The organism is Kitasatospora sp. NPDC058032 (genome assembly GCF_042885845.1).
Taxonomy (GTDB): domain Bacteria; phylum Actinomycetota; class Actinomycetes; order Streptomycetales; family Streptomycetaceae; genus Kitasatospora.
Genome location: NZ_JBHVRK010000044.1, coordinates 13,899 through 36,461 on the forward strand (window position 1 = coordinate 13,899; position 22,563 = coordinate 36,461).

The following is a 22,563-nucleotide window of genomic DNA, read 5'->3' on the forward strand; positions in this document are numbered from 1 at the left end:
GCGACACGCCCGGCGCCGGGTGCGGGCCCGGCGGGCGTGTCAGCCGGCCAGCCGCCCGGCCAGCTCCACCGCCTCCGCCAGGGTGTCCACCACCGGGACGCCGACCGGCTCCAGCTTCTCCCTGGTGTGCGAGCCACCGGTGTACAGCACCGCGTGCGCGCCCGCGTCCAGGGCGGCCAGCGCGTCGTCCGCCGCGTCGCCGATCAGCACCGTACGGGCCGGGTCCACCCGCTCGCCGAGCGCGGCCAGGTGCCGGACCAGGTGCTCGGCCTTCTGCCCGCCGGCCGGGCCGCTGCGCCCGTCCACCCGCAGGAACTGGGGGGTCAGACCGAAGCCCTCGACCACCGGCAGCAGCCGGTCGTGCTCGTACATGGAGAGCAGCGACTGGCTGCGCCCGGCCGCCCGCCAGCCGTCCAGCAGCTCGCGGGCGCCCTCGGTGAGGCCGCAGGCGGTGCTCAGCTCGCGGTAGCTGTCGTGGAACGCGTCGTCCAGGCGCAGCCACTCGGCGTCGGAGGGCAGCCGGCCGAGCAGCCGCTGGTAGAACCGGGGGATCGGGATCTCGTACTGCTCGCGGTACTCCTGCAGCGTCATCGGGCCGACGCCGATGGTCGCGAAGGCGGCATTGCTCGCGCCGAGCACCGCTTCCATGTCGTGGAAGAGCGTTCCGTTCCAGTCCCAGACGATATGAGTGCGCACGTGTTGAACGGTAGCGCCGGGCGGTGCCGGACCGGTAGGACGGGGCTCACCCCCGGGCCGAGCACGGACCTCCGCGCACGGACCGGTGAGCAGGGCCTCAGGCCAGCAGGGCGGCGATCTCCTGGGTGGCGAACCAGAGCAGGTCGTGGTCCTCGGCGCCGTCCACGGTGAACTGGGCGTCCTGGTCGCCCGCGTCCGCCGCCGTCACCGCCTCGACGGCCGCCGCCACGTCGGCCACCACGTCCACGTCGGCGACGTCCGCGTGCACCGAGGCCGCCTTGGCGAGCTTCACCGGGCCGGCCAGCACCACCCGGCCGAGCGAGGCCTGGTCCTGGTACTCGTCGCCGGGGAACGGCTTCACCGCCGAGTCGGCGACGTCGAGCGCCACGACGACGCGGCGGCGCGGGGCGTCCGGCTCGGCGGCCAGCAGGCGCAGCGAGGACTGGGCGGCCCGGTTCAGCGCCGCGTACTCCAGCTCCTCCAGGTCGTCGCTGACGTACCACTCGCGCAGCGCGGGGGTCACGGCGTACGCCGCGGACTGCTCCAGCGCGCCGCCCGCGTGCGCCGCCGCCAGGCCGGTCAGGGTGGTGGGCACGTACACGCGCATCGGTGGCACTCTCCGGTTCGTCCAGCGGCACAGCTTCCAGCGCCCCAAGAATAAGCGCCGGACGGCGGGCCGTGATCACCCGCACGCCGTCGGCCCGGGCGCCGGCCCCTCCGGAGGCGGTCAGCGGGCGGCCTCCAGGGTGCGGCGGCAGGTGTCCAGCGCGCTCTCCAGGACGGCTCCGCGGCGGGCCGGGTCCATCATGTTCGGGCCCATCACCGCCAGGTCGGCGGGGGTGGGAGCGAGCAGGTGCACGCGCACGCCGCTCGCCCGCAGCAGTCCGGCCTCGCGCAGCAGCCGGCGGGTCACCGTCCGGCGGTAACGGGCGACCAGCTGGGCGAGCACCCCGCTCGGGCGGTCCCGCTCGCGCGGGGCGTGCAGCCAGTCCCGCACGCGCCGGGCGCGCGTGGCGGCGGACGCGCCGTCGTCGGACTCCGGGCGCCCGGGCGGGTCGGGGCGCAGCGCCATCGGGGCGAGCACGTAGACCTCGTCGAGGCCCCGGTCCAGCAGCAGGTCGGCGTTGGTGGCCGACCAGCAGCCGCCGTCCACGTACGCGGTGCCGCCGACCGGGACGGGCGCGAACCAGCCGGGGATCGCGCAGGAGGCCGTCACCGCCTCGTCGACCCGGGCGGGGGGTGCGCCGGGGTCGCCGAAGACCACCCGGCGGCCGGTGCGGTAGTCCACCGCGACGACCCGCAGCGCCGAGCCCGCCGGCCAGCCGTCCGCGCCGTCGAACAGGCCGCCGACCAGCGCGCCGACCGACGCCAGCGAGCCCCGGCCGTGCGGCGCCATCGCCGAGACCATGGTGAGCCAGGGGTAGGTGCGCGGGTGCCGGACGGCGTCCCGCAGCAGGCCCGGCGAGCCGATGCCGGCCCGGGGCCGCGGCGGCAGCGCGCCGCCGACCGCCGTGTCGTAGTCGAACTCGATCCCGGCCAGCGGACCGGAGCCGATCGGCAGGCCGCACTGGTGGTCGCGGAGCTGGCCGGTGTCCGCCCCGGCCGCCAGCAGCGCGCCGAGGATGGCACCCGCCGAGGTGCCGAGCAGCACCTCCGCATCGCCCGGCGGCCGCCCGGTCGCCTCCTCGATGGCGCGCAGCGCACCGACCGTCCAGGCCGCGCCGAGCATGCCGCCGCCACCCAGCACCAGGCCGCGCCGGGGAGCGTCCCCGGTCCCCGGGGTTGCCGGACGCGTCCCCGATACCCATGTCGTCATACCGGCCGCCTGTCCTCGTCGGGGCGGTGCTGGTGCGCTGCCGGGCGGACGCCGCACGAGGCCCGCGAGGCGTACGGCCCGGCCTTCGATCGTGCGCGCCGACCGGCCGGGGGCGCAACGTCCGTCCTGGCGAACGGACCGTCCCCTTTCGGGCCCTCCCGGCCTCCCCGGCGCGTCAACCCCGGGCCGACGGGGGTGCCCGGAAGCCTGCCACCGCACGGGCCGACTCACCCGGATAGGTGAACTTCGAGGCCGTCGGGGAGGCCGTGGGAAACCCGTTGCCGCCCCGTGCGGGGGCCACTAGCAAGGACCCGTCCGTACCCGCACCAGCCTGCTTCCCGACCCCGTCGCCACCCCCGGCGACAGCCCCCACCCAGGCCCCGCGCCGACCGCCCCCGAGGAAGGCCCATGACCACGTGCCCGAACCGCGCCGCACCGCCCGCCGTGCTCTCCGCGCGCCCCTACCGCTCGCGCGGCACCGCCCGGGACCACCACCCGGCGCCCCCGCGCCGGCCCCGTCACCCCCGGACCGCGTGCACCGGCGGTGCGGACCGCGAGCCGCTCGACGGCCTCAGCACCCGGTTCGCCCACCGGCTGGTCGAGGTGCTCACCGGCGCCCGGCCGTCCGGCCAGCTGCTGCGCCACACCACACTGGACTGCTACGGCCAGCTCTCCGCCCTGGTCCGGGCCGGCACCCTGCGCCGGGCGCGGGCCGGCGAGCGGCCCCGGCTCGGCCCGGTGCACGACCGCTCCGCCTCGCCGGGCGCCGTCGAGGCCTGCGTCCGGGTCGACCTCGGCACCCGGCACCACATGGTGGCGTTCCGGCTGGAGCCGCGCGGCCCCTCCGGCCAGTGGCAGTGCACCGCCGTGGAGGCCCGGTGACCGCCGTCGCCCGCACCGCGCCGCCGCCCGCCGTCCCGCCGCCGACCCGCGGTCCGCTGGGCACGCCCCCGGAAACGGCGCGGGGCGCCGCCCCCGTACGGGAGCGGCGCCCGACCCTGCGGCGGGCCGGTCCGACGCGCGGACCGGCCACCGGCCTCGTCTCAGCCCTTGCGGCGGCGGCCCTTGGCCGACTTGGCGGCCTTGCGGCGCTCGGCGCGGGTCAGCCCGTCGCCCTCGTCCTCCGCACCGAGGTCCTCGAAGTCGCCCTCGACCACACCGCCGCCGACCTCGTCCGAGGGGGCCGTGTAGTGCAGCCGCTGCGGCTTGGGGGCCTCCAGGCCCTTGGCCTTGATCTCCGGACGGGCGGCGTCCTTCTCCAGCTTGTCGAGCACGACCTGGGCGTCCTCGACCGGGACCTCCTCGACCTGCTGCTCGACCTGGACCTCCAGGTTGAACAGGTAGCCGACGGACTCCTCCTTGATGCCCTCCATCATCGCGGTGAACATGTCGAAGCCCTCGCGCTGGTACTCGACCAGCGGGTCGCGCTGCGCCATGGCCCGCAGGCCGATGCCCTCCTGGAGGTAGTCCATCTCGTAGAGGTGCTCGCGCCAGCGGCGGTCCAGCACCGACAGCACGACCCGGCGCTCCAGCTCGCGCATGATCTCGGTGCCGAGCTGGTCCTCGCGGGCGCCGTACTGCGCCTGGACGTCCTCCTGGACGACCTTGGTGAGGAACTCCGGGGTGAGGCCCGCGGTGCCGCCGGCCTCCTCCTCCAGCTCCTCCAGGTCCAGGGTGACCGGGTAGAGCTGCTTGAGCGCGGTCCAGAGCTTCTCGAGGTCCCAGTCGTCCTCGAAGCCCTCGCCGGTGGCGGCCCGGACGTACGCCTCGACGGTGTCGTCCATGAAGTGGCCGACCTGCTCCTGCAGGTCCTCGCCCTCCAGGACCCGGCGGCGCTCGCCGTAGATGACCTCGCGCTGGCGGTTCAGCACCTCGTCGTACTTGAGGACGTTCTTGCGGATCTCGAAGTTCTGCTGCTCGACCTGGGTCTGCGCGGAGGCGATGGCCCGGGTGACCATCTTCGACTCGATCGGCACGTCCTCGGGCACGTTGGCCATCGAGAGCACGCGCTCGACCATGCCGGCCTTGAACAGGCGCATCAGGTCGTCGCCCAGCGACAGGTAGAAGCGGGACTCGCCCGGGTCGCCCTGACGGCCGGAACGGCCGCGCAGCTGGTTGTCGATCCGGCGGGACTCGTGGCGCTCGGTGCCGAGGACGTAGAGGCCACCGGCCTCCTTGACCTCGTCCTGCTCCGCCTTGACCGCGGCCTTGGCCTTCTCCAGCGCTGCCGGGAACGCGGCCTCGTACTCCTCCGGGGTGTCCACCGCGGAGAGCCCGCGCTGGGCCAGCTCGGCGGCCGCGAGGTGGTCGGCGTTGCCGCCGAGCATGATGTCGGTACCGCGGCCGGCCATGTTGGTGGCGACGGTGACGGCGCCCTTGCGGCCGGCCTGGGCGACGATCTGCGCCTCGCGCTCGTGGTGCTTGGCGTTCAGCACCTCGTGCGGGATGCCGCGCTTGCGCAGCTCCTGCGACAGGTACTCGGACTTCTCGACCGACACGGTGCCGACCAGCACCGGCTGGCCCTTCTCGTGCTTCTCGGCGATGTCCTCGACCACGGCGGCGAACTTGGCCGGCTCCGACTTGTAGATCAGGTCGGGCTGGTCGATGCGCAGCGGCGTCTTGTTGGTCGGGATCGGCACCACGCCGAGCTTGTAGATCTGGTGGAACTCGGCCGCCTCGGTGGTACCGGTACCGGTCATGCCGGCCAGCTTGTCGTACAGGCGGAAGAAGTTCTGGAGGGTGATGGTGGCCAGCGTCTGGTTCTCGTTCTGGACCTCCACCCCTTCCTTGGCCTCGATCGCCTGGTGCATGCCCTCGTTGTAGCGGCGGCCGGCCAGGATGCGGCCGGTGTGCTCGTCGACGATCATGACTTCGCCGTTCATGACGACGTAGTCCTTGTCCGCCTTGTAGAGCTCCTTCGCCTTGATGGCGTTGTTCAGGAAGCCGACCAGCGGGGTGTTCACCGACTCGTAGAGGTTGTCGATGCCGAGGTAGTCCTCGACCCGGGTGACGCCCTCCTCGAGGATGCCGACGGTGCGCTTCTTCTCGTCGACCTCGTAGTCGCGGTCGATCTTCAGGCGCAGCACCAGCTTGGCGAAGTCGGCGTACCACTTGGTCGCCTGGTCCGCCGGGCCGGAGATGATCAGCGGGGTACGGGCCTCGTCGATGAGGATCGAGTCGACCTCGTCGACCACCGCGAAGTAGTGGCCGCGCTGGACGAGTTCGTCCTTCGACCAGGCCATGTTGTCGCGCAGGTAGTCGAAGCCGAACTCGTTGTTGGTGCCGTACGTGATGTCCATCCCGTACTGGCGCTTGCGCTCGGCAGGCGTCATGTTGCCGAGGATCACGCCGACCTCGAGGCCGAGGAAGCGGTGCACCCGGCCCATCCACTCCGAGTCGCGCTCGGCGAGGTAGTCGTTGACCGTGATGAGGTGCACGCCCTTGCCGGTGAGCGCGTTGAGGTACGCGGGCAGCGTGCCGACCAGGGTCTTGCCCTCACCGGTGCGCATCTCGGCGACGTAGCCGAAGTGCAGCGCGGCGCCGCCCATGAGCTGGACGTCGTAGTGCCGCTGGCCCAGCACGCGCTTGGCGGCCTCGCGGACGGTGGCGAACGCCTCGGGGAGGATGTCGTCCAGGCTCTCGCCGTCGGCGATCCGCTGCTTGTACTCGTCGGTCAGTGCGCGCAGCTCGGCGTCGGTGAGGTTGACGAAGTCCTCTTCGATGGAGTTGACCTGGGCGGCAATCCGCTGCAGCTTGCGAAGGATCTTGCCTTCGCCGGCGCGCAGGATCTTGTCGAAGACGGACACGTGAGCGGGCTCCTTGCCTGTATTGGCACTGGACGACTGCACGGTGGATCCACCCCACCGCACGGGCCATCGTATGCGAGGAGCCCAATGCCCCGGGAGGTGCGTCAGCACGGTATTCCCGTGTCACCCGCGCGAGCACATCCGACGATAGTCGCTCGCACCGGGGCAAACCGGGCGGATGTCCGGCTGGTTGAACGAGTCGATCCGTTAATCGGATGCTCTGCTTTCTCTCTGCACGGAATAATCCGTCCATGGATGAGCAGCCGAAGCAGTCGCAGCAGTCGGGGCAGCAGAACGGGCCGGACCCGACGGAGCCCGTCGTCCTCACCACCGACCGCCTGGTCCTGCGCGCCCCGAACGAGGGCGACGTCGACGCGGTCTTCGCCGCCTGCCAGGACGAGGAGATCCAGCGCTGGACGGTCGTCCCGGTCCCGTACCGCCGCCAGGACGCCGAGTACTTCGTCCACGACCTCGCCGCCGAGGGCTGGCGGACCGGCGGCAACCGGGTCTGGTGCGTGTTCGAGCGCGAGTCCGGAGCGCTGGTCGGCAGCCAGGGGCTGACGGCCGTCCCCGGCCGGCCCGGCACCGCCGAGGTCGGCTGGTGGGCGGCCAAGGAGTTCCGCGGCCGCGGCTACACCGCAGAGGCCGCCGCCGCGGTGGCCCGCTACGGACTGCGCGAACTGGGGCTGCGCCGGCTGGAGTGGCTCGCCTACACGGGCAACGAGGGCTCCCGCGCGGTGGCCGAGAAGGTCGGCTTCCGCTTCGAGGGCACCCTGCGCTCCTACTCCGAGCAGCGCGGCCGGTTCCTCGACACCTGGATCGCCTCGCTGCTCGCCGAGGACCTCGCGGACTGAACCGCCAGGCCCCGGGCGGACGGCCCCGCGGACCGCGCGGGCCCACGGACCGCGCGGCCCCGGCGGCCGGCCGGCCCGGGCCGGTTGTCGGTGCCCCCGTCTAGGCTCGCCGGCATGACCGCCTCGACCCCGCGCCGGGCCGCCGGCCCCACGCTCGCGACCCCCGCCCCGGTGACCGTCCTCGGTGCCGACGACGCCCGCCGGATCGCCCTGCGCGCCCAGGGACTGCTCGGTGCCCCGGACCGCCGCGGCGGGGTGCGCGGGGTGCTGCGCCGGCTCGGCTCCGTCCAGCTCGACACCATCTCGGTGCTGGCCCGCTCGCACGAACTGGTCCCGTACGCCCGGCTCGGCGCGGTCGGCCGCCCGGCGGTCGAGACGGCGTTCTGGGGCTCCGGCGCGAGCTTCGAGTACTGGTCGCACGCGGCCTGCGTGCTGCCCGTCGAGGAGTGGCCGCTGTTCGCCTTCCGGCGGCGGAGCTACCGGGCCAAGGCCCACGTCTGGGGCAAGCAGGTCGACGCGGCGACGTACCGCACCGTGCTCGACAAGCTGCGCGCCGAGGGCCCGCTCACCTCCACCGAGTTGGGCGGAGCCAAGCGGACCGCCGACTGGTGGGACTGGTCGGACACCAAGATCGCGGTGGAGCGGGCGCTGGCCTTCGGCGATGTGGTCTGCACCGATCGCCGGAGCTGGAAGCGCGTCTACGCGCTGGCCGAACAGGCCGTCCCCGCCGAGCTGTTCGCTGCCGAGCCGGACGACGCGGAGTGCCTGAGCACCCTGGTCGCGCAGTCCGGCGCGGCGCTCGGCGTGGCCACCCGGGCCGACCTGCTGGACTACCACCGGCTGCGCGCCGACCAGTTGGACGCGGCGCTGCCCGAATCCGGCCTGGTCCCGGTCCAGGTGGCCGGCTGGGGCCCGGACGGCTCGCCCGGCGCGGCCTGGGCCGACCCGGCGGCGCTCGCCGCGGCGCCGCGCGGGCGCCACCGCACCACGCTGCTCTCGCCGTTCGACTCGCTGGTCTGGGACCGCCCGCGCACCGAGCGGATCTTCGGCATGTCCCACCGGCTGGAGGCCTACACGCCCAAGCACAAGCGGGTGCACGGCTACTTCGCGATGCCGCTGCTGACCGGCGGGCAGCTGGTCGGCCGGGTCGATCCGGCCCGCGAGGGACGGACGCTGGTGGCCCGTCAGGTCTCGCTGGACTCCCCCCGGCACCTGGAGGCGCTGGCCGGGGCGCTGCGCGAGGCGGCCTCCTGGGTGGGCTGCGACGCCGTCCGGGTCGAGACGCTGCACGACGAGGCGCTCCGCCCGGCACTGGAGAAGCTGCTCGGCTGAGCGCACCCCGAGGGACCCGCCGCTCACCCTATTTCGAGGATCTTCTCCCGCATCGCGTAGACCACGGCCTCCATCCGGGAGTGCAGTTGCAGCTTCTCCAGGATGTTGCGCACGTGGTTCTTCACGGTGTTCTCGCTGATGAACAGCTCCTTGGCGATCTCCCGGTTGTTCATCCCGGTGGCCACCAGCTTCAGCACCTCCAGCTCCCGGTCGGTCAGCCGCGGCGCGGGCACCAACTCGCGCTCGTCGGACCGGCGCTGGATCATCGACTTGAACTCGGTGAGCAGCTTGGACGCCATCGAGGGGCTGATCTGGGACTGCCCGTCGGCGACCGCGCGGATCGCGGTGGCGACCTCGTCGGTGGAGATCTCCTTGAGCAGGTACCCGGTGGCGCCCGCCTTGATCGCCTCGTAGAGGTCGGCCTCCTCGTCGCTTATCGTCAGCATGATGATCTTGGTGCTGGGCGCGACGTCCTTGATCGCGGTACAGGCCTCGATCCCGCTGCGGCGCGGCATCCTGACGTCCATGAGGATGATGTCCGGCAGCAGGTCGGCGGCCTTGAGCACCGCCTCGGCGCCGTCCCCGGCCTCGCCGACGACGGTGATGTCCTCCTCCTCGGCCAGCACGATCTCCAGGCCGCGGCGGAACAGCGCGTGGTCGTCCACCACCAGGACGCGGATCGGCTCCCCCCGGCGGGTGCCGTAGCCGGGGTCCTCCCCCCGGCCCGGTGGCCCCCCCGCGACCGGCCCCGCCGCGGGCCCCAACCCGAAGTGATCCCCCATCCGCTCCTCCCCCGTCGCCGGTCGTCGTGCGCCAATCATTCCACGGCCGGAGCCCCCTCCGGTCACCCTCCGGCGCCGATCGCCCCGCATCGGGTGACCTGCGGGGCGGCCCGACGGCACACCGACCCGCCCCGGAACGCCGGTGACCCCGGCGGCACCGGCCACCGGGGTCACCCTCCCATGCTGCTCGGACGGTCAGTCCTCGTCGTCACCCGCGCCGATCGCACCGCCGGCGCCACCACCCTCGACGGTCGAGCCGTCGGCCTTGAGGTGGATCACGCCGTAGTGGTAACCGTGCCGGCGGTAGACCACGCTCGGCAGGCCGCTGTCCTTCTCCACGAAGAGGTAGAAGTCGTGGCCGACCAGCTCCATCTCGTAGAGCGCCTGGTCGAGCGCCATCGGGGCGGCCGGGTGCGTCTTCTCCCGGACCACCAGCGGGCCTTCGCCCTCCACTTCCAGGGTTCCCATCATGGTCTTGCGGACGGCCCCGTTGGTGCTGCTCTCCGACGGCTTCGGCTCGGGCAGCGCGGCCAGGGCCGCGGTCGCCTCGGCGACGCTGATCGGGGTGCGGCCGTTGCCGCCCTTGTGGACCCGACGCCGGTCCGCGGACTTGCGCAGCTGGGCGTCGAGCTTCGCCGAGGCCAGGTCGAGCGCCGCATAGGGGTCCGCGGCGGCGGCCTCCGCCCGGATCACCGGGCCACGGGTACGGAGAGTGATCTCCACGCGGTCGGACCGGTCGGCCTGCCGCGGGTTGTGTTCCTTGGACACCTCGACATCGAGGCTGATCGCCTTGGTGTCGAACTTCTGGACCTTCTCCAGCTTCTCGGCCACGTGATCCCGGAACCTCTTGGGCACCTCGGTCTTGCGGCCCTTGACAACGATGTCCACGCAGAACTCCGATCCCTCGTTCTGTCGCCGGTCCGGGTGCTACCGGACCGGACTGAGACCAGCCGGACCAGCCAATCCTTCCGCCGGCCCTCCGTCCCACCGGCAACGGCGGGAACGACTGGCCCTCACCTCACTTCCTCCCCACCAGGGACGGTTGAAACCCCCTGGGGCTCATCGAACACCTCACACGGAGTTTTCGCCTCCCCAGCGGAGAGTTGGGGTATGACGGACTAATGGGGCGCGGCGGTCAAGCCGTAGCCCCCTGTCTACCCTCCTGCGAGTGAAACACAGGTAAATACCTGGACAACACCCCCCGTACGGCGCATTCTTTGCTCACTCTCCGTTCGCAAGCCGGGAGGAGCAGCCGTGCCGCCGACCTCCGCACCGCCCCGACCGCCGTCCGCCCAAGGGCCGTTCGCCCACGCCCTGGCCGGTCTGCTCGACGTGCTGGTCCCGTCGCCCTGCGCGGGCTGCGGCACCGAGCGCGGCCAGCTCTGCCCGGACTGTCGGCGTGTCCTCGCCGCCGCCCGGCCCGCGCCCTGCGCCGCACTGCCCTGGGCGCACGCCTGCGCGCCGTACGACGGCCCGGTCCGCCGGCTGCTGCTCGCGCACAAGGAGCGCGGCGCGCTCCGGCTGGCCGGCCCGCTCGGCGAGGTCCTCGCCCGCGCGGTGCGCTCCGCGCTCGGCCCGCGGGCCGGGCAGGCCCCGCTGCTGCTCGTCCCGGTGCCCTCGGCCCGCGCGGCCGTCCGCGCCCGGGGGCACGACCCGACCCTGCGGCTGGCGGGCGCCGCCGCCCGCGTCCTGCGCCGGGAGGGCCTGGACGCCCGCGCCGCACCGCTGTTGCGGCACACCCGCCCGGTCGCCGACCAGGCCGGGCTCCCGGCCGCCGAGCGCCGGCGCAACCTGCACGGCGCGCTCACCGTACGGCCGCTCGCACACCGCCCGCCCGCGCTCCGGCCGGTTCTGGTGGACGACCTGGTGACCACCGGCGCCAGCCTCGCCGAAGCGGCCCGGGCGCTGTCGGCCGCCGGGCTGCCGCCCTGCGCGGCCGCCACCGTCGCGGCGGCCGGCGCGGACCGGCACCCCTGCGGCGACCCGCACACACCCGAGCACCGGTCCGAGGACTACCTCTGAGAGCAGCCCGAGCACCGGCCCGGAGATCAGCCCGGGATCAGCCCTGGATCAGCCCGGGTAGATGAACGAGGAGACCCCGTAGAGCAGTCCCCCCAGCTCCCGCCACTGGTTGTTGACCAGCCGGTACGGCTTGCCTCCCGCGCCCTGCAGCGCCAGCACCGGCGGCACCACCGGCGTAGTGCCGCCGCCGTTCACCCGCGACTCCGACGCGGCCACCGTGACCATCTCGCCACCGCTCTGCAACCGCGCGTCCGAGTTCGGGGACCCGTCCGTGCTGATGTAGTGCAGCTGCTGCAGCTTGTCCTTCTCCTTGCCCAGCACCAGCAGTTGGTCCGCCTCCGCCCAGGAGACCGAGGCCACCTCCTGGAACGCCGGGTTGGCCTCCTGCAGGCCGGTGATCCGCACGGTCGGCGCTTCCTTGGTGCCTCCGTGGACCAGCAGCCCCAGCCAGAGCTTCTGGTCCTTGCCGTCCTTGCCCTCCTTGAGCAGCAGGGCCACCCGGACCCCGTCCGAGGAGACCTTGATGCCCTGCACCGAGCGGCCGTCCAGCTTCGCCACCGGCACCTCGACGACCGTCTTGTCGCGGACCATCAGCACCCTCGGGCCCTGCGGGTCCCGGTCCACCACGTAGAGGTCGCCGCGCCCGTCCCAGGTCGGCGAGGTCAGCCCGTCCTCGGCCTTCGCGCCCGGGCGGGCCGTGGTGGTCAGCACCGGCTGGGGCATCGCGCCCGCCGCCGTGTTCTCCGCGAACGGCACGGTGTAGAGCTGGTGGCCGTCCCCGCTGATCGCCGCGGCTCGCTCACCGTCCCGGGCCACCGCGATCGCGCCCAGCCGCCGACCGCTCTGCTGCGGGCGCCCCAGCGGACCGCGCACCGGATCGGAGACGTCATCGGCCGCGCGCGTCTCGTACAGGACGCCGTTGTCCTCCCGCTGGTAGAACTGCCGGGTGGCCATCTGGCCGGCCAGCGAGCCGGGCCCGATCGCGGGCTCGTCGATGCGGGTCGCCAGGCAGCTCGGGCCGCCGTGCTGCCCCTTGAGTTCCAGCTTGTCCACCTGCCCGGTGCCCTGGTCGGCGAGGGTGTAGAGCAGCTGGGTGGCCATCTGCCGGCAGGCGGTGGCACTGCCCAGATCGACCCCGGTGAGCCCCACGTGCCCGGTGTGGTTGTCGTCCACGGTGACCGACTCCACCTTCGTCCCGGCCGGGAAGGCCGAGCGCACCACCGGCTCCAGCCAGCTCGACGGCCCGCTGACCAGCGCGTCGGCGGCCGAACCCAGCGGGTTTATTCGGCGCCGCAGGTAGACCGGGTCGGCGATCAGCACGTCCTGGTTGGTCACCGCCGTGGCGGTCGGCGCGGACGGGTCGGGCGCGGCGAAGAAGAACCGGTCGACCTGGCGGTAGCTGTTGCGGAAGTTGACCTCGTTGAGGATCAGGCCGTCGGGGAGCTCGTTGATCCGCCACTCCTCGCCCTTCTCCCGCACGAAGGAGAAGTTGAACTGGAGCTGCGGGTTGGTCGGCTTGATCCGGTACGAGTGCCGCTCGTCCACCTCGGCCACCAGCTGCCCGCTGACCGGGATGGAGACGTCGGTGTCGGCGTCGGTCACGCTCACGTCGGCCTGGCTCGGCTTGCCGCCGAGCACCTTGACGCCCGCCTCGGCGTTCCACCGCGCGGCGGCGGCGGACGTCAGGTACTTGCGGGCCGTGCCGTAGCTGTCGTCGGCGGTGAGCGCGTCCAGGAACCCGGTCAGCAGTTCCTGCGGCTTGGCGCCCTTGGCGGGCTCCACCGGGAAGACCCTGACCTGCAGGTTCTTCTCCGCCGAGCTCTTGGACTGCTCGATCCTGGTGACGCCCCCGGAATCCGGCATCGCCGCGCAGCCGCCGGCCAGCAGGCTGCCCAGCAGGGCACCGGCCACCCCGGCCAGCCGAGGCTCAGTCCTGCCGCTGGTCCTTCGCACCCCGCGACCCCTCCGTGTCGGTTCCACCCGTGCCGTCCACCCCGGCGGCCTCGTCCGGCCCCGCGGTGCGCTGCGCCACCGACGGCCGGCCCGGCGCCGTGTCCACCATGACCTGCGCGCCGGTCGCACCGTACCCGGCACCGGCCGGCAGCACGTCCGACGGGTCGGCCCGCGGGGCGTCCGGCGAGCGGCGGCCGAGACCCGGGCCGATGCTCAGCACGCCGCCGAGCCCGCTGCCGAAACCGCTGCCGGAGGCCTCCGGGGTCTCCGGGACGGCCGTCTCCTCCGCCGCGCTCAGCGCCGTCGAGCCGCCCGGACGGATCGCCCGCCGGTACGGCGTCCCGTACGTGCCCAGCCCCCGGTTGTTGCGGGAGTCCTCCGGCTCCAGTCGGAACGGCGCCCGGTTGATCTCGCCGCCGCGGGTGCGCGGCAGGGTGAGCCGGAAGTGCGAGCCGCCGCCCGGCTCGCCCCAGGCCTGGAGCCAGCCGCCGTGCAGGTGCGCGTCCTCGACCGCGATGGACAGGCCCAGGCCGGTGCCGCCGGTGGTCCGTACCCGGGACGGGTCGGCCCGCCAGAACCGGTGGAACACCCGGGACGCCTCGCCCGGCTTGAGGCCGATGCCGTAGTCGCGCACGCCGACCGCCACCGCGCCGTCCTGCGAGCCCAGCCGGACCACGACGTCCCGGCCCTCGCCGTGCTCCAGCGCGTTGACCACCAGGTTGCGCAGGATGCGCTCGATCCGCCGGGAGTCGACCTCGGCCACCACCGGCTCGCCGTCGCCGCGGATCACCACCGCGCTGCCCTTGGCCTGCGCCAGCGGGTCCGCGGCCTCGACCACCCGGCCGACGATGTCGCGCAGGTCGACCGGCTCGGCGTCCAGCACGGCCGCGCCCGCGTCGAACCGGCTGATCTCCAGCAGGTCGGCGAGCAGCGACTCGAAGCGGTCCAGCTGCCCCTGGAGCAGCTCGGCGGACCGGGCCGCCATCGGGTCGAGGTCCTCGCGGCTGTCGTAGATCAGGTCGGCGGCCATCCGGACGGTGGTCAGCGGGGTGCGCAGCTCGTGCGAGACGTCCGAGACGAAGCGCCGCTGCACCCGGGACAGCTCCTCCAGCTGGCGGATCTGCGCCTGCAGCGCGTTGGCCATCCGGTTGAACGATTCGCCGAGCCGGGCGATGTCGTCCGTGCCGGTGACCTTCATCCGTTCTTCCAGGTGCCCGGCGGCCAGCCGCTCGGAGATTCCGGCGGCCATCCGGACCGGCGTCACCACCTGGCGCACCACCAGCCAGGCGATGCCACCCATCATGATCACCACGAACACGCCGGCGGTCGCCAGGGTGCCGGTGATCAGGTTGAGGGTCTTGGTCTCCTGGCCGAAGGAGAAGACGTAGTACAGCTGGTAGCTACTGCCGTCCGGGCCGGTGAACTGCTGGCCGAAGACCAGGCCCGGCTCGGTCTTCCCGCCGCTCTCCACGGAGCGCTGGATCCGGGTGGGCTGGCTGAAGGTCTGACCGGCCTCCTGCGCGACCCGGGCCCGCAGGGCGGCCGGGACGCTGTCCGGCGAGATGTCGCCCGAGTAGCGCGGGCCGTAGCTGATCCGGTCCTTCGCCGGCTGCACCGTCTGACCGGTGGCCGGCAGCATCGCGATCACCGAGTAGACGTTCTGCCCGCTGGCCGCCAGCTCGCCGACCTGCCGCAGCAGCCAGGTCCCGGGCTCCTCGGGCGCCGGGTCGGCGGCCGCGCCGGTGCGCACCCGCAGGTCCTTCGCCTCGTCGATCTTCTTGAGCTCGGTCTGGAAGCCCGCGATCGCCTGGTCGCGCGCCGCGGCCCGCTTGGTGTCCAGCAGCCCGGTCCGTACCTGGGCCACCACGACGACGCCCAGGACCAGCACCACCAGGACCGACAGCAGCAGGGTCGCCGCCACCACCCGCAGCTGGATCGACCGCCGGTACAGCGCCGCCACCCGGTGCACGGGGCGGCGCAGCTGACGGACCACCGGCGCGAACGGGGCCGCGAGACCGCGCCGCCGGCGGTTGCGGACGGTCGAACTCAGCACGTCCCCGCGCACGGCGGAGCCGCCCCCGTCGCTCGCGCCGGCCGCCGGGGTCTCGTCGGACTGGTCGCTCACGTCAGCTGGGCCCGGCCTTGTAGCCGACGCCGCGGACGGTCACCACGATCTCGGGGCGCTCCGGGTCCTTCTCGATCTTGGAGCGCAGACGCTGCACATGGACGTTCACCAGCCGGGTGTCCGCCGCGTGCCGGTAACCCCACACCTGCTCCAGCAGCACCTCACGGGTGAACACCTGCCAGGGCTTGCGGGCCAGCGCGACCAGCAGGTCGAACTCCAGCGGGGTCAGCGGGATGCCCCGCCCGTCCCGCTTCACCGAGTGGCCGGCCACGTCGATCACCAGATCGCCGATGGTCAGCTGCTCCGGGGTCGGCTCCTCGGCACGGCGCAGCCGGGCGCGCACCCGGGCCACCAGTTCCTTGGGCTTGAACGGCTTGGTCACGTAGTCGTCGGCACCCGACTCCAGACCCACCACGACGTCCACCGTGTCGGTCTTGGCGGTCAGCATGACGATCGGGATCCCTGACTCCGCCCGGATCTGCCGGCAGACGTCGATGCCGTCCCGGCCGGGCAGCATCAGGTCGAGCAGGACCAGGTCGGGCTTGGTCTCCCGGAACGCGGCTAGCGCCCTGTCCCCATCCGCGACGAAAAACGGCTCAAAACCCTCACCACGCAGCACAATGCCGAGCATCTCGGCCAGTGCGGAGTCGTCATCAACGACGAGGACGCGTCCCTTCATGGGTCCATCTTCTCATTACCGGATTGTGACCTGCCGCACAGCAGTCCCATTGCTCCAGATCGGCCAACTGGCGGCCCGGCGAATTCCGGCCATACCGGGCGAAAGCCCCGGCCCGACCCGGCCCCGGAGACCCCGGGGCGGACCACCGGCCGTCCGCGGAGCGGCCGTTGCCGTTCAGCAACCGGATCCCCCTGGGGCGCGTCCGACCACCATGGCACGATGGGCGCTGCGCCCATGTGAAGATCCACCCGGCGCCGCGAACCCTGACGCCCTCCGAGGAGCAGTGATGACCGACACCCCGGGCTGGGCCTCGCCCGGCTCGTCCGAGCCGCCCCGCGACGGTGCCCGGCCCCCGGCCGACGCGCCCGCCGCCGTGCCCGGCCAGTCGGCACCGCCCCACGACGCCCCGCCCGCCTGGGGCACCGCCCCCGGCGCACCGCAGCCCCCGTACGGGCAGCAGCCCCTGTACGGCCAGCAGCCGCCGTTCGGACAGCAGCCGCCGCCGTACGGGCCGCCCGGCGGGCAGTTCGGATGGGGTGCCCCGCCCAGTCCCAAGCCCGGCGTCATCCCGCTGCGCCCGCTCGGCCTCGGCGAGATCCTCGACGGCGCGGTCTCCACCGTCCGCAAGCACTGGCGGGTCGCCCTCGGCCTGTCCTTCGGCGTCGCCGTGGTCCAGCAGGGCGTCGCGCTCGGCGCCCAGCTCGCCGTCCAGGGCGACACCGGCGAGCTCACCCCGGTGCTGACCTCCCTGGTCAGCCTCCCGCTCGCCGGGCTGCTCAGCGTGATCGCCTCGGCCCTGCTGACCATGGTGGTCAGCCGGGCCATCCTCGGGCAGTCCGTCACGCTCCGGGAGGCCTGGCGCGACGCCCGGCCCCGGACGCTCCAGCTCATCGGCCTCACCCTGCTGAACGCCCTGATCCTCGGCGGCATCGTCCTGCTGGGCTTCACCCCGCTGATCGGCTACGCGCTGTCCGGCGCGGCGGAACCGGCGATCACCGCCCTGCTCGTCATCGTGGGCATGCTCAGCCTCCCCGTGGCCGTCTGGCTCGGGATCCAGCTCAGCCTGGCCGCGCCCGCGCTCATGCTGGAGAAGCAGGGCGTCATCGCCGCCCTCTCCCGCTCCCGGCGTCTGGTCCGCGGCTCCTGGTGGCGGATCTTCGGCATCACCCTGCTCAGCACGGTCATCGCCTGGGTCGTCTCCAGCGTGATCAACACCCCGTTCACCGTCATCGGCATGATGCTGGGCTGGAGCGACCTCACCAGCCAACTCGACGCCGGTGACTCCGCCTCCATGCCCGCCGCGATGCTGGTCACCCTCGCCATCGGCGGCATCCTCTCGTCCACCATCACGCTCCCCTTCACCGCCACCATCGGCGTGCTGCTCTACGTGGACCAGCGGATCCGCCGCGAGGCCCTCGACATCGAGCTCGCCCGCGCCGCCGGCCTGCCCGAGTACGGCGGCACCGGCTGGGGCGGTCAGGGCGGCCCCGCCCCGGCAAGGCTCTGAGCCCGATGCCGACCTGGGGGGAGATCGTCGTGCTCGCGGGCGGGGCCCCGGTCACGACGCCGCGTGACCCGGCGCGCGACGCGGCCCGCGACGAGTTGGTCAAGGCCGACTACCACCGCCATGACCCGAGCATCCAGGAGCGGGTCGTCAACTGGGTCATGGACCGGATCGACGACGCGCTCGGCGCGCTCGCCGGCGGCGGCACCACCGGCACCACCGGGCTGATCCTCTTCCTGGTGGTCGCCCTGGTGATCGGCGCCGCCCTCTGGTGGCGCCTCGGCGCGCCCAAGCGGGCGGCCCGCACCGACCTCGGCGTCTTCGGCGGCACCGGCCCGCGCAGCGCCGCCGAGCACCGGACCGACGCCGAGCGGCACGCCGCCGCCGGCCAGTGGGCGGACGCCGTCCGCGAGCAGATGCGAGCCCTGGTCCGGGCGCTGGAGGAACGCACCCTGCTCGACCCCCGGCCCGGTCGCACCGCCGACGAGGCCGCCGTCGAGGCCGGCCGCGCACTGCCCGAGCACGCCGGCGCGCTCCTCGCGGCCGCCCGTGCCTTCGACGACATCGCCTACGGCGAGCGCACCGCCGACCAGGCCGCCTACCAACTGCTGCGCGACCTCGACCGGACCCTCGAACGCGCCCGCCCGGTCCTCGCCCCGGCCGCCGGAGGAGCCGCATGACCAGCGCCACCCCCGCCCCGCCGGCGCCGTCGCACCCGACCGCGCCCGCGGCCGGCCCCGGCGGGTCCGATCCCGCCGCGGCCGGTCCCGTCGCGACCGGCACCAGCCTCGCCCCCACCGGCCGCGGCCTGTGGCAGCGCGCCCGCTGGTACCTGCTCACCATCGTCCTGGCCCTGCTCGCCGCCGTCGTACTGGCCGCCGCCAACGACGAGCGCCAGTACCCGCCGCTGGACCCGCGCTCCTACGACTCCACCGGCGGCCACGCCCTGGTCGCCCTGCTGGAGCGCCAGGGCCTCACCGTCGACGTCACCACCGACCCGACCGGCCGCCCCACCGGCGCCGACACCCTGGTGCTGCCCGAACCCGACCTGCTCACCCCCGAGCAGCTGGCCGCCGTCGCCGCCGCCCGGCACAGCCGGCTGGTCCTGATCTCCCCCGGCCCCGCCGCGCTCAGCGCGCTCGCCCCCGGCGTCCGCATGTCCGACGAGAACGGCGGCGTCCCCTACGCCCGCGTCCGCAGCACCGACCCGGGCTGCTCGCTGCCGGAGGCCGTCCGGGCCGGCAGCGCCCACGTCGGCGGCCTGCTCTACACCGCCGGCAGCCGCGGCGAGGGCTGCTACCCGCGCGGCCACGGCTACCCCGTGGTCACCGTCCCCACCGGCCGCGGCACCGACGTCGTGGTCCTCGGCAGCGGCGAGTTCCTCACCAACGAGCTGCTCAAGAAGGACGGCAACGCCGCCCTCGGGCTCGGCCTGCTCGGCGCCCAGCCGCACATCGGCTGGCACCTGCCCGACTACACCGCCCCGGTCGCCGAGGGCGGGCGGAAGAGCTTCCAGGACTTCATCCCCGAGGGCTGGACCTGGGCCGGCTACCAGCTCGCCGTCGCCGTCGTGCTCGCCGCGCTCTGGCGCGCCCGCCGCCTCGGCCCGGTCGTCAGCGAGAACCTTCCCGTGGTGGTCCGCGCCTCCGAGACCACCGAGGGCCGCGCCCGGCTCTACCGCCGTGCCAGGGCCCGCGGCCGCGCCGCCGACGCCCTGCGCCGCGCCGCCGCGCACCGCATCGCCCCGGCCCTGGGCGTCCCGCCCGTGGCCGGCGCGCCCGACCCCTCCGCTCTCTGCGCGGCCGTCGCCGACCGCCTCCCCGAGCGGCCCGCCGGGGACGTACGGGCCCTCCTGTACGGCCCGCCCCCGACCGACGACGCCGCGCTGCTGCGGCTCGCCGACGACCTCGACGCCCTCGAAAGGCAGGTACGGAAGCCGTGACCGAGAAGGCCACCACCCAGCTCCGCATCACCCCCGGCACGGCACCCGCCACCCCCGGCACCACCGACCCGCGAATCGGCGACGCCCGGCCCGTCGACGCTCCGACCGTCGACGCGCGCGAGGCCCTGACCGCCCTGCGCGCCGAGATCGCCAAGGCCGTCGTCGGCCAGGACGCCGCCGTCACCGGGCTCGTCGTCGCCCTGCTCTGCGGCGGCCACGTGCTGCTCGAAGGCGTCCCGGGCGTCGCCAAGACCCTGCTGATCCGCACCCTCTCCACCGCGCTCAGCCTGGGGACCAAGCGCATCCAGTTCACCCCCGACCTCATGCCCGGCGACGTCACCGGCTCGCTGGTCTACGACGCCCGCACCGCCGAGTTCTCCTTCCAGCCCGGCCCGGTCTTCACCAACCTGCTGCTGGCCGACGAGATCAACCGCACCCCGCCGAAGACCCAGGCCGCCCTGCTGGAGGCCATGGAGGAGCGGCAGGTCACCGTCGACGGCGAACCGCGCCCCCTGCCGGTCCCGTTCCTGGTCGCCGCGACCCAGAACCCGGTCGAGTACGAGGGCACCTACCCGCTGCCCGAGGCCCAGCTCGACCGCTTCCTGCTCAAGCTGATCCTCCCGCTGCCCGACCGCGACCAGGAGTTCCAGGTCCTCGCCCGGCACGCCGCCGGCTTCGACCCGCGCGACCTCTCCGCCGCGGGCGTGCGCCCCGTCGCCGGTCCCGAGCACATCACGGCCGCCCGGGCGCAGATCGCCAAGCTGACCGTCTCCCCCGAGGTCCTGGCCTACATCGTCGACCTCTGCCGGGCCACCCGGCAGTCGCCCTCGCTCTCCATCGGCGTCTCCCCGCGCGGCGCCACCGCGCTGCTCGGCGCCTCCCGGGCCTGGGCCTGGCTGGCCGGCCGCGACTACGTCACCCCCGACGACGTCAAGGCCCTCGCCCTGCCCACCCTGCGGCACCGCGTCGCCCTGCGCGCCGAGGCCGAGATGGAGGGCGTCACCGCCGACTCCGTCATCCAGGCGGTGCTCGCCCAGACGCCCGCCCCGCGCTGAGCCCACCCCGCCCGCCCGCACCTCTGGCCGGCTCACCCCCGGCCCCGACGAAGGAACGCACCGCATGGCCCTCACCGGGCGAACCGCCCTGCTCGCCGCGCTCGGCGCCCTCGTCACGGGCCTGCTGCTGCCTTCCTGGGCCGGAATCGGCGCCGTCACCGGTGCGGTCCTGCTCGCCGTCGTCGTCGACCTGGTGCTCGCCGCCCCCGTCCGCAGTCTGCGGATCACCCGGGGCGGCGACACCAAGGTGCGGCTCGGCGAGCCCGCCGGCGTCGAACTGACCGTCACCAACCCGTCCGGACGCCTCCTGCGGGCCCGGATCCGCGACGCCTGGGCCCCGTCCGCCTGGCGCCCCGGCACCGAGACCGCAGCCTCCCGGCACACCCTGCCCGTGCCCGGCCACGAACGGCGCCGCGTCACCACCGTCCTCACCCCGGCCCGGCGCGGGGACCACCACGCCCACAAGGTGACGATCCGTTCGCTGGGCCCGCTCGGCCTGGCCGGCCGTCAGGGCTCGCACCTCGTCCCCTGGACGGTCCGCGCACTGCCCCCGTTCGCCAGCCGCAAGCACCTGCCCTCCCGGCTCGCCCGGCTGCGCGAACTCGACGGCCGCACCTCCGTCCTGACCCGCGGCCAGGGCACCGAGTTCGACTCGCTGCGCGAGTACCTGCCGGGCGACGACGTCCGCTCCATCGACTGGCGGGCCAGCGCCCGCCGCCACACCGTCGCCGTGCGCACCTGGCGCCCGGAGCGCGACCGGCACATCCTCGTCGTCCTCGACACCGGCCGCACCTCGGCCGGCCGGGTCGGCGACGCCCCCCGCCTGGACGCCTCCCTGGACGCCGCACTGCTGCTCACCGCCCTCGCCACCAAGGCCGGCGACCGGGTCGACCTGCTCGCCCACGACCTGCGCACCCGGGTCTCGGTGGCCGGCCGCTCCCCGAACGAGATCCTCCCGGCCTTCACCAACGCGATGGCCGTGCTGGAGCCCGCCCTCTACGAGACCGACATGCGCTCGCTGGTCGCCACCGCGCTCAAGATGGCGCCGCACCGCTCGCTGATCGTCCTGCTCACCGGCCTGGACGCGGCCCCGGTCGAGGACGGCCTGCTCCCGCTGCTGCCCCTGCTCACCAAGCGGCACGAGGTCGTGCTCGCCTCCGTCTCCGACCCCCACCTCGACGAACTCGCCGCCGGTCGCGGCACGGTCGAGGCCGTCTACGGAGCCGCGGCCGCCGAACAGACCCGCGCCGACCGCCGCCTCACCGCCGACCGCCTCACCCGCGCCGGCATCACGGTCATCGACGCCCCGCCCGCCTCCGTCGCCCCCGCCCTGGCCGACACCTACCTCGCCCTCAAGGCCGCCGGCCGGCTCTGACCGCGGCTCAGCGCCCCGACCTCCGGGGCCGGCTCACGATCCGGTGCACTGCTCGGCCGCGTCGAAGGCCGGCGCGAGCGGGGCCAACGCCGCGCGGAGCTGGTCCGCCAGGGACCCGGACGGTACGACCAGCCCGGCGGCGCCGGCGTTCCCGGTCGGCCGGAGCCAGCCCTCCAACGCGGTGCGAACCGCCGAGGCCACGCTCGCCGCGAGAACGCGGGCCGTGTGCACTCCGGCGCCGCCCAGGCGTTCGGCGAGAACCGCCGCGAGAGGGGGCTCGATGTCGGCGGTGCTGTCGAGGAAGGCGTCGCACAGCGCGGTCCGGCCGGTGATCAGCAGCAGCGCCTCGCGCGTCGCCTGCTTCTTCCCGGACGGCGACCCCAGGGACGACCTGGACCGGGCCGGCCTGGGCATCGTCAAACTCCTCGAAGGACGCCGGGAAGAGAACTACCCCGACATGGACTGGGAGCCCAAGGAGGCCTTCACGGCGGTGGCCGAGCGGTATCGGAGGTGACCGGCCTCCCCTGAACGCAAAGAACCCCCGCCGGATAACCGGCGGGGGTTCTTCTCAAAATTTGTTCGGCGGCGTCCTACTCTCCCACAGGGTCCCCCCTGCAGTACC

General features: G+C 74.1%; 18 protein-coding genes and 1 pseudogene. 9 read left to right on the forward strand and 10 right to left on the reverse strand.

Going from position 1 to position 22,563, the window contains the following annotated elements:
- Window positions 1-39 precede the first annotated feature (39 nt).
- The 3 genes from ACFVUH_RS35990 to ACFVUH_RS36000 all read right to left on the reverse strand — a co-directional run bounded on the left by ACFVUH_RS35990 (window position 40) and on the right by ACFVUH_RS36000 (window position 2,512).
- Window positions 40-696, reverse strand: coding sequence for an HAD family hydrolase (locus tag ACFVUH_RS35990; protein ID WP_355372867.1), 657 nt, complete (start codon window positions 694-696; stop codon window positions 40-42).
- Between the two features lie 97 nt (window positions 697-793).
- Complete coding sequence (locus ACFVUH_RS35995; protein ID WP_387917772.1) at window positions 794-1,303, reverse strand: DUF6912 family protein; 510 nt, start codon at window positions 1,301-1,303, stop codon at window positions 794-796.
- Between the two features lie 120 nt (window positions 1,304-1,423).
- Window positions 1,424-2,512 (reverse strand): patatin-like phospholipase family protein, encoded by a 1,089-nt coding sequence (locus tag ACFVUH_RS36000; protein ID WP_387917774.1) that lies wholly within the window; start codon window positions 2,510-2,512, stop codon window positions 1,424-1,426.
- 408 nt (window positions 2,513-2,920) lie between these two features.
- Between ACFVUH_RS36000 and ACFVUH_RS36005 the strand changes: the two genes are divergently transcribed.
- Window positions 2,921-3,394, forward strand: a complete 474-nt coding sequence (locus ACFVUH_RS36005; RefSeq protein WP_387917776.1) for an Rv3235 family protein — start codon at window positions 2,921-2,923, stop codon at window positions 3,392-3,394.
- Between the two features lie 161 nt (window positions 3,395-3,555).
- Here ACFVUH_RS36005 and secA read toward each other — a convergent pair whose 3' ends face one another.
- Window positions 3,556-6,318: a preprotein translocase subunit SecA gene (secA, locus tag ACFVUH_RS36010; RefSeq protein WP_355372856.1), complete on the reverse strand. Its 2,763-nt coding sequence runs from the start codon at window positions 6,316-6,318 to the stop codon at window positions 3,556-3,558.
- A 251-nt stretch (window positions 6,319-6,569) separates the two neighbouring features.
- Here secA and ACFVUH_RS36015 point away from each other — a divergent pair, with 251 nt between their 5' ends.
- Together ACFVUH_RS36015 and ACFVUH_RS36020 are read left to right on the forward strand one after the other, a co-directional pair.
- Complete coding sequence (locus ACFVUH_RS36015) at window positions 6,570-7,172, forward strand: GNAT family N-acetyltransferase (protein ID WP_387917777.1); 603 nt, start codon at window positions 6,570-6,572, stop codon at window positions 7,170-7,172.
- Between the two features lie 114 nt (window positions 7,173-7,286).
- Complete coding sequence (locus tag ACFVUH_RS36020) at window positions 7,287-8,504, forward strand: winged helix-turn-helix domain-containing protein (protein ID WP_387917779.1); 1,218 nt, start codon at window positions 7,287-7,289, stop codon at window positions 8,502-8,504.
- Window positions 8,505-8,527: 23 nt separating this feature from the next.
- Here ACFVUH_RS36020 and ACFVUH_RS36025 read toward each other — a convergent pair whose 3' ends face one another.
- Together ACFVUH_RS36025 and hpf are read right to left on the reverse strand one after the other, a co-directional pair.
- Window positions 8,528-9,286 (reverse strand): response regulator, encoded by a 759-nt coding sequence (locus ACFVUH_RS36025; RefSeq protein ID WP_387917780.1) that lies wholly within the window; start codon window positions 9,284-9,286, stop codon window positions 8,528-8,530.
- Window positions 9,287-9,481: 195 nt separating this feature from the next.
- Window positions 9,482-10,174: a ribosome hibernation-promoting factor, HPF/YfiA family gene (gene hpf, locus ACFVUH_RS36030; RefSeq protein WP_355372848.1), complete on the reverse strand. Its 693-nt coding sequence runs from the start codon at window positions 10,172-10,174 to the stop codon at window positions 9,482-9,484.
- Between the two features lie 366 nt (window positions 10,175-10,540).
- Between hpf and ACFVUH_RS36035 the strand changes: the two genes are divergently transcribed.
- Entirely contained in the window at window positions 10,541-11,308 is a 768-nt protein-coding gene (locus ACFVUH_RS36035; protein WP_387917782.1) for a ComF family protein, read from the forward strand.
- 48 nt (window positions 11,309-11,356) lie between these two features.
- Here ACFVUH_RS36035 and ACFVUH_RS36040 read toward each other — a convergent pair whose 3' ends face one another.
- The 3 genes from ACFVUH_RS36040 to mtrA are packed head-to-tail and all read right to left on the reverse strand — an operon-like array spanning window position 11,357 to window position 16,065.
- Complete coding sequence (locus tag ACFVUH_RS36040) at window positions 11,357-13,261, reverse strand: LpqB family beta-propeller domain-containing protein (protein WP_387917784.1); 1,905 nt, start codon at window positions 13,259-13,261, stop codon at window positions 11,357-11,359.
- The gene (gene mtrB, locus ACFVUH_RS36045) at window positions 13,236-15,386 is read right to left on the reverse strand and encodes an MtrAB system histidine kinase MtrB (RefSeq protein ID WP_387917785.1); all 2,151 of its coding nucleotides are present in this window, start codon (window positions 15,384-15,386) and stop codon (window positions 13,236-13,238) included. Before mtrB ends, ACFVUH_RS36040 begins: the two co-directional genes overlap by 26 nt.
- Before the next feature lies 1 nt (window position 15,387).
- On the reverse strand, window positions 15,388-16,065 hold the full coding sequence (mtrA, locus tag ACFVUH_RS36050) for an MtrAB system response regulator MtrA (protein ID WP_030247322.1): 678 nt from the start codon (window positions 16,063-16,065) through the stop codon (window positions 15,388-15,390).
- Between the two features lie 286 nt (window positions 16,066-16,351).
- Here mtrA and ACFVUH_RS36055 point away from each other — a divergent pair, with 286 nt between their 5' ends.
- The 5 genes from ACFVUH_RS36055 (at window position 16,352) to ACFVUH_RS36075 (ending at window position 21,941) form a co-directional block, all read left to right on the forward strand.
- Entirely contained in the window at window positions 16,352-17,572 is a 1,221-nt protein-coding gene (locus ACFVUH_RS36055) for a hypothetical protein (RefSeq protein ID WP_355372840.1), read from the forward strand.
- Window positions 17,573-17,577: 5 nt separating this feature from the next.
- Window positions 17,578-18,249: a DUF4129 domain-containing protein gene (locus tag ACFVUH_RS36060; RefSeq protein ID WP_355372838.1), complete on the forward strand. Its 672-nt coding sequence runs from the start codon at window positions 17,578-17,580 to the stop codon at window positions 18,247-18,249.
- Entirely contained in the window at window positions 18,246-19,511 is a 1,266-nt protein-coding gene (locus ACFVUH_RS36065) for a DUF4350 domain-containing protein (RefSeq protein ID WP_387917786.1), read from the forward strand. The genes ACFVUH_RS36060 and ACFVUH_RS36065 overlap by 4 nt, the downstream gene beginning before the upstream one ends.
- 74 nt (window positions 19,512-19,585) lie before the next feature.
- Complete coding sequence (locus ACFVUH_RS36070; RefSeq protein WP_387917791.1) at window positions 19,586-20,566, forward strand: AAA family ATPase; 981 nt, start codon at window positions 19,586-19,588, stop codon at window positions 20,564-20,566.
- Window positions 20,567-20,630: 64 nt separating this feature from the next.
- Window positions 20,631-21,941, forward strand: a complete 1,311-nt coding sequence (locus ACFVUH_RS36075; protein ID WP_387917788.1) for a DUF58 domain-containing protein — start codon at window positions 20,631-20,633, stop codon at window positions 21,939-21,941.
- A 33-nt stretch (window positions 21,942-21,974) separates the two neighbouring features.
- Here ACFVUH_RS36075 and ACFVUH_RS36080 read toward each other — a convergent pair.
- Window positions 21,975-22,289: pseudogene (locus ACFVUH_RS36080) on the reverse strand (TetR family transcriptional regulator); the annotation flags it as partial.
- Window positions 22,290-22,563 lie beyond the last annotated feature (274 nt).